Annotated in this window: 4 protein-coding genes and 2 pseudogenes; all 6 read left to right on the top strand. The window is 56.7% G+C overall.

Annotated features, from left to right (window positions below; genetic code table 11):
• Positions 1-1,177 precede the first annotated feature (1,177 nt).
• A pseudogene (locus P0D89_RS50235) lies at positions 1,178-2,655 on the top strand (catalase).
• 91 nt (positions 2,656-2,746) lie between these two features.
• Positions 2,747-3,373: an ankyrin repeat domain-containing protein gene (locus P0D89_RS50240; protein ID WP_408369181.1), complete on the top strand. Its 627-nt coding sequence runs from the start codon at positions 2,747-2,749 to the stop codon at positions 3,371-3,373.
• Between the two features lie 109 nt (positions 3,374-3,482).
• Complete coding sequence (locus P0D89_RS50245) at positions 3,483-4,235, top strand: IS6 family transposase (protein ID WP_408379252.1); 753 nt, start codon at positions 3,483-3,485, stop codon at positions 4,233-4,235.
• A gap of 342 nt (positions 4,236-4,577) precedes the next feature.
• Positions 4,578-5,090, top strand: coding sequence for a DUF3455 domain-containing protein (locus tag P0D89_RS50250; RefSeq protein ID WP_408369193.1), 513 nt, complete (start codon positions 4,578-4,580; stop codon positions 5,088-5,090).
• 306 nt (positions 5,091-5,396) lie between these two features.
• On the top strand, positions 5,397-6,077 hold the full coding sequence (locus tag P0D89_RS50255; protein ID WP_408369191.1) for an IS6 family transposase: 681 nt from the start codon (positions 5,397-5,399) through the stop codon (positions 6,075-6,077).
• Positions 6,078-6,229: 152 nt separating this feature from the next.
• A pseudogene (locus P0D89_RS50260) lies at positions 6,230-6,453 on the top strand (hypothetical protein); the annotation flags it as partial.

Here is a 6,453-nt window from a genome sequence, read left to right on the forward strand (position 1 = left end):
TGTTTTTTGCGACCATCTCGAACATGACTGAATTGCAATGTTGACGCCATGCACTCGTCAGAGTCGCGCATCTAAACTCCTTCTAACGAATCTCCATTAGTAACCACGAAAAGGTTGGTTAGCGTCTCCTCGATACGGTGACAGCAGCTGTGAAGAAGCCAAGAACTTTGAGAGTCTGCCGATCAGGATGCGGCTACCCTCAGGCGTGGCCGACGCCTATCCAGTGGGATGGTGATGTTGCTGGTACTGCTGTGCCGCGGGGGCGAGACATGGTCCGTCTATAATCTGATCCGCCGAAGATTGGCAACGGTAAGCTGATTGCGGATCAAGCGGGCGCTCACGTATAGGCCGGTGTCGGCGCAGGTCCTGGGCGTTTCCAAACTCGCGGGCGTCAGCATCGCTGCCGTCTGACGATGGTAGCAGTCGGATTCGCCAAGTTGCGCCGATGATGCGCGACTTCTTCATGCTCGCTCCTTCGAAGCGGGGCGCATAATGCCGGCCGTCATCGGCATGGTCGGTCTGCAGACGGCGTCGGGTTTGTGATGATTGGCGCGGCGGCGTTGAATTCATTCTGTGCGGCGCTGTTCGCCGGTAAGCCGGAGTTTGGCAACTTCCGGTGCCGGTCATGCTGTCGATTATCTTGACCGCCTCGGTGATGAGGCGGGACATAAGTGGTGAAATAATTGTCGCGGTACTCGGCGGCGGCACACTATTGGCCGTCAACGGCTACGTCGCGCGTTCTCGTGATTCGCTAGCATCGCCGGCGAACCAGCAGACGGCGCAGACGAACATGCCGTAGACGTACGCGATGCGTGGCGCATGCCGGCCGGGTGGACGAACTGTCGGAGTAGAACCTCACACTGACAAAGCACCCCGGATGTGCGTACTGCACGGCTATCTTGTGTTAGCGAAGTGCCCGGTCCTCGCGAATATCGCGCAGATTACGTTTAGCAGTCCAAAGTAGCTTGCCACTGCAAGATTGAGTCACATGTGCGCATGCCTAGGGCATGACTATCGCGATCATTAGAAATGGTCATTGGACCACTCGAATGCACCGGCATAGCATTCGGCGCACCGTTAGCGAAGCCGCAAGTATTAACCATCCCCCGGAGCCAATATGCAACATGCATCTAAAGTCTTTAAAAGAACGCTTCTGTCCGTTGTCTTGAGCGCCACGATGTTGCCGCCTGTCTTTGCAGCCAACTTGACCCGCGACAATGGATCTCCTGTTGGAGACAATCAGAATTCGGAAACAGCCGGTCCTGAAGGTCCCGTGCTACTGCAGGATTCGCATCTGGTTGAAAAGCTGCAGCGTTTCGATCGCGAGCGTATTCCCGAACGTGTCGTTCATGCGCGAGGAACAGGTGCCTTTGGCGACTTCGTTCCAAGTCCGATCTATCCGACCTGACAACGGCACAGGTCTTCTCGCCAGGCAGTAAAACGCCGGTATTCGTGCGGTTTTCAACGGTGATGGGCTACCGCGGATCTCCCGAACAAGCACGCGATCCCCGCGGTTTTGCCATCAAGTTCTACACCGGGCAGGGCAATTGGGACATGGTTGGCATTAACTGGCCGATCTTCTTCATTCGCGACGCGATCAAGTTCCCTGACTTCGTCCACGCTAACAAGCCCAGCGCGGTCACAGGCGTTCAGGACGCCAATCTGGCCTTTGATTTCTTTGCGCATACGCCCGAAGCGACCAATATGCTCGCGCATCTTTATAGCGACGAGTGCATGCCCGATTCTTACAGGCACATGGACGGATTTGGAGTACATGCCTTTAAGTTCGTGAATGCGAAGGGCGAGGTGCACTACGTCAAGTTCCACTGGGTCAGCGATCAGGGCAAGAAGGATTTGCGTCCCGGTGAAATCGCCGCATCCATTGGTGCGGACTGGAACCTGATGACCAACGATCTCTACGGCGCGATCCGTAAAGGCGATTTCCCGAAGTGGGATCTGTATGTCCAGATTCTCAAGCCGTCGGATCTGAACAAGTTCTCTTACGATGCGCTTGACGACACCAAGGAATGGCTTGGTGTACCTGAGCGGAAGGTCGGCACAATGACGCTGAACCGCGTGCCCGACAACTACTTCGAGTCCACCGAAGAGTCCGCGTTTGCGCCGTCGCGACTGGTTCCTGGCATTGAACCGTCGGAAGACAGGATGCTTCAGGGCCGTCTGTTCGCGTACGCCGATACGCAGATGTACCGACTGGGTGCGAACTTCAATTCGCTTCCGATCAACCGGCCGCTGGCTGAAGTCCACAACAACAATCAAGATGGAAAAATGAACGCGAGCGGCCGTACCGGCGACGTCAACTATGAGCCGTCGGGGATCAGCGAGCTAAGCCAGAACCCGAAATTCAAGTACGTGCAGACGCCATTGTCCGGAACGACGCAGCAGATCGCGATTCACAAGAAGCAGAATTTCCGGCAAGCGGGCCAGTATTTCGAAAGTCTGACTGAGCAAGGCAAGGGCGATCTCGTCACCGCGCTGTCCGGCGACTTGAGCCATGTCACGAACGAAGACAACAAATACACGATGCTGTCTTACTTCAACAGGGCCGATCCCGACCTGGGCGCGCGTCTGATCCGTGCGCTGAACGCGGACGGTTCGAAGGTGAAGACATTGTCGGCGAAGCTGTCCGACGAGTAATTTCAGGCAAGCTTGATTCGCCTTTAGTCGTCACCGCTAACAAGAGGCACGCCGCTAAACCAGCGTGCCTCGTCTCACGGAAACATCTGGTATGAAGGAGCTCGGAAACTTTGGCATTGCATGGCGTTCCATCGCTAGCGTGGCTGCATGTGCAGTGGTTTTGGCAGGATGCGCATCGGAAGTCACGACTGCTCCTGCTCTGCATCTGGACGCGAGCCAGCACGTCGCCGCGCATCAATACGACAAGGAATGGTTCAACGCTGCACGAGAGGGGAGATGGGACATTCTCGATGCGTTGCTCAAGGCGGGCTACCCAATTGAAAGCGTCAATTCGAGCGGCTACACGGCGCTCATTCTTGCTGCCTATGACAATCATCCCGATACGCTCGACAAGCTGATGGCCGCCGGCGCCAATGCGTGCGCAGCCGACCATAACGGCAATACGGCTTTGATGGGCGTCATTTACAAAGGCCAACTCGACATAGCAAGGACGCTCTTGCAAGCGCGCTGCGACGTTAACGCAACCAATAACGCGGGCGAAACCGCACTTGCTTTCGCCGCGCTTTTTGGACGCTTTGGCTTGTTCGATGACCTAATCGCGCATGGCGCGGACCCGGATCATGCGGACGCGCGGGGAAACACTGCCCTCGCGACCGTTCAAGTGCAAGGCAATCTGGCGGCGATGGAAGCGCTTAGAAAAGTCGGTGCGACGCACTGATTTACTTGCCACAAATGTTAGACATGTCGCTTTTGTCTGTCTGCTCGGCATTGTCACGTTGCCGGCAAGTTGCCGGCAAGTTGCCGGAAATGCGGCGACAGTTGCGGGTATGAAACGAACCGACTTGCAGCAAAGCGCACCTGCCAACGACGCTATCTCCTACTCGGGATACCGCTTCCCGGCCGACGTGATCAGCTACGCAGTGTGGCTGTACTACCGTTTTCCGCTGAGTCTGCGCATGGTCGAGGAGTTGCTTGCTGCGCGCGGCATTGAACTCACTTACGAGACTGTGCGACGCTGGTCAGTGAAGTTCGGCCTGGGCATTGCCCGACGCATACGCTCTACTGCGCTAGCCGCAGGCGACAAGTGGCACCTCGACGAAATGGTGGTCACCATCAACGGCAAGAAGCACTGGTTGTGGCGCGCGGTGGACCAGCACGGTGCGGTGCTTGATGTACTGGTGCAAAGCCGGCGCGACAGGCATGCGGCCAAACGGCTCATGCGAAAGCTGCTCAGGAAGCACGGACGCGCACCGCGCGTTTTGATCACCGACAAGCTCAAGAGCTACGGTGCGGCAAACCGGGACTTGGGACTGAATGTTGAGCACCGACAGCACAAGGGATTGAACAACCGGGCGGAGAACTCGCATCAGCCAACGCGGGTACGCGAGAAGGTGATGCGCCGTTTCAAATCAGCACGTCACCTGCAGCGATTTACCTCGGTTCACGATCAGGTGGCCAACCTGTTCATGCACTGCCGCTTCAACACGAACGCGCAAGAGAAGCGCGCCGAACGCACGCAAGCCTTCGAGGCATGGGAGGCTGTGACTGGACATTCGATGCTTGATCGTCTTGCTGCATAATATAGGATTCCGTATGTTCTATGAATTAGATCGCTCGACCTTTGATAATGTGACAGTACCCGAACGTCGGCTACGTTCAGGTACCGGCCATTGAGATACATGCTCGATCCGGCAAGTCCTCGGCCTTGGCCGACATTCGCACCTCGGCGCATATGAGTCAGCTATGGAGCGAATTCCTGACATTCGCATATGCACTTGGGGCCAAAGTCTTCAGCGTTCTGAATGGCTGATTGGCGCCGGATGCATGGGATTACGCGTATGATCCCGACTTCCGAATTCACGGCCGACGTCTCTGGTCGGTAACCGCTCCGCGTCGTGCTTTATCTCTTCAAGGTGAGAACCATGTTCAGGAATTTTTTGCAATTAGGCTTTGCGACCGTCGTAGTATCAATACTTGGGGCGTGTGCGACGGCGCCTGCAGGTCCAGCCAGTTCTTCCATCGACCCGCCTCAGGGCGAGCGCGTGATGACGTTGGTAGCGTCTGGTGTGCAGACTTATTCGTGTGAGTTCGACGCGCAGCATCATCTGGGATGGGTGTTCAGGAGCCCACAAGCGACGCTGTTCGACATGAGCGGCCGCGCCGCGGTCCGGCACGGCGCCGGGCCGTCCTGGGAAGCGGAAGACGGAAGCCGGATTGTAGGGCGTGTGCTCGCACAGCGTCCCAGCGAAACTTCGGCAAGCATACCGCAACTGTTGCTCCAAGCTCATAGCACGTCCGGTATCGGCACATTGTCGGCTGTCCGGTATGTGCAGCGAGTGCATACCGTTGGAGGGTTGATGCCGGGCGCACCATGTTCGACGGAACACGAAATCGGTAGCTCGCCCTATCTTGCGGATTATGTTTTCTATCGGTAGTAGCACGCGTTTTTTTACGGACGTTTTCGTCAAACTGAACGGAAACTCGCTCTCGTGAGCACTTCGCGTATCAGAATCATTGCCGGATGCCCATGGTGACGAGCGTCTGGTAACGAAATTTCAGCATTCAGGCCATCGTCGTCAATGACCGCCCGCGGCGGTCGTGACGCCTTTCGTGCCGAGCGTTGTGCTTGAGGTTCTGTCGCATTAACGCGCTGATGTAGAATTGGACGGGCGAAATTTCGGAAGCGAAGCGTGGGAAAGCCGACAAAAACGAAGACCGATCGAAAGGCGCTGCCTGCTGGGATCGCCAAGGTTTTGAAGCGGCTGCACTATCCATTAGACGTGATCTTGCTGGGCGTGCGGTGGTACGTGGCCTACTCCCTGAGCCTGCGCAATCTCGAGGAAATGATCGCTGAACGCGGATTCGAGGTTGACCATTCGACCGTGCATCGCTGGGTGATAAAGCTCGTGCCGTTGTTCGAAAAGGCGTTTCGAAAGCACAAACGTCCGGTGGGCAGGAGCTGGCGAATGGATGAAACCTATATCAAGGTCAAGGGCGGCTGGAAGTACCTCTACCGGGCAGTGGACAAGGAAGGCCAGACCGTCGACCTTCTCGTGCATGCCCATCGCGACGAGGCTGCAGCGCGTCGCTACTTCGAGAAAGCCATCGACCAGAACGGCGCCCCCGAGACGATCACCGTGGACAAAAGTGGTGCCAATCTGGCCGCCCTGAAGGCGATCAATGCTGACCGGGAAGCGCCCGTCAAAGTCCGGCAAAACAAGTATCTGAACAACCTTGTTGAACAGGACCATCGTGCCATCAAACGCATCATCAAACCCATGATGGGCTTCAAGGACTTTCGTTGCGCCCGCATCATCCTGTCGGGCATCGAGGTGATGCATATGATCAGGAAGGGACAGATGAAAACGACGAAGGGAACCTCTCCGCCGGCGGCCAAACAGTTTTACTCCTTGGTCATTTAAGGCCTCCTAACAAGATCTCCTTGTTTTGCCGCTTTTTTCTTATTGCGACACAACCAACTGATGCCTAGTCCGACGGCTCGGTGCGACGCAGGCAAATCCTCGTCAGGCAGTTCGTTCGGGGAGGCGGTGCGTGAGCACCGTGCTTATGGCCCTTGCAAATCAGCGACTGCGGCACGACCTGCGTCTCATTGGCTACCGAGAACGATGAGCAGCCGACCGTTGTGGCGCGCCTCACTGAGCTAAGCCGCAATCGTTATGGTGCCGCTTTCCGCAGCCACAGTGGCCGATGGGAACCGCTGCCCGGCACAGGTTCGCTTGACGAGCTGACCGAGGTCGCCGTCACGCTTCTGCAGCCTTATTTACAGCCTGACGATTG

Origin of the sequence: Paraburkholderia sp. RL18-085-BIA-A (assembly GCF_046027075.1) — a bacterium.
Classification (GTDB): Bacteria; Pseudomonadota; Gammaproteobacteria; order Burkholderiales; family Burkholderiaceae; genus Paraburkholderia.

What these genes read in the sequence shown, in the direction of transcription:
- P0D89_RS50245 (WP_408379252.1), top strand. Translation starts at nt 3,483, where the DNA reads ATGAAACGAACCGACTTGCAGCAAAGCGCACCTGCCAACGACGCTATC.
- P0D89_RS50250 (WP_408369193.1), top strand. Translation starts at nt 4,578, where the DNA reads ATGTTCAGGAATTTTTTGCAATTAGGCTTTGCGACCGTCGTAGTATCA.
- P0D89_RS50240 (WP_408369181.1), top strand. Translation starts at nt 2,747, where the DNA reads ATGAAGGAGCTCGGAAACTTTGGCATTGCATGGCGTTCCATCGCTAGC.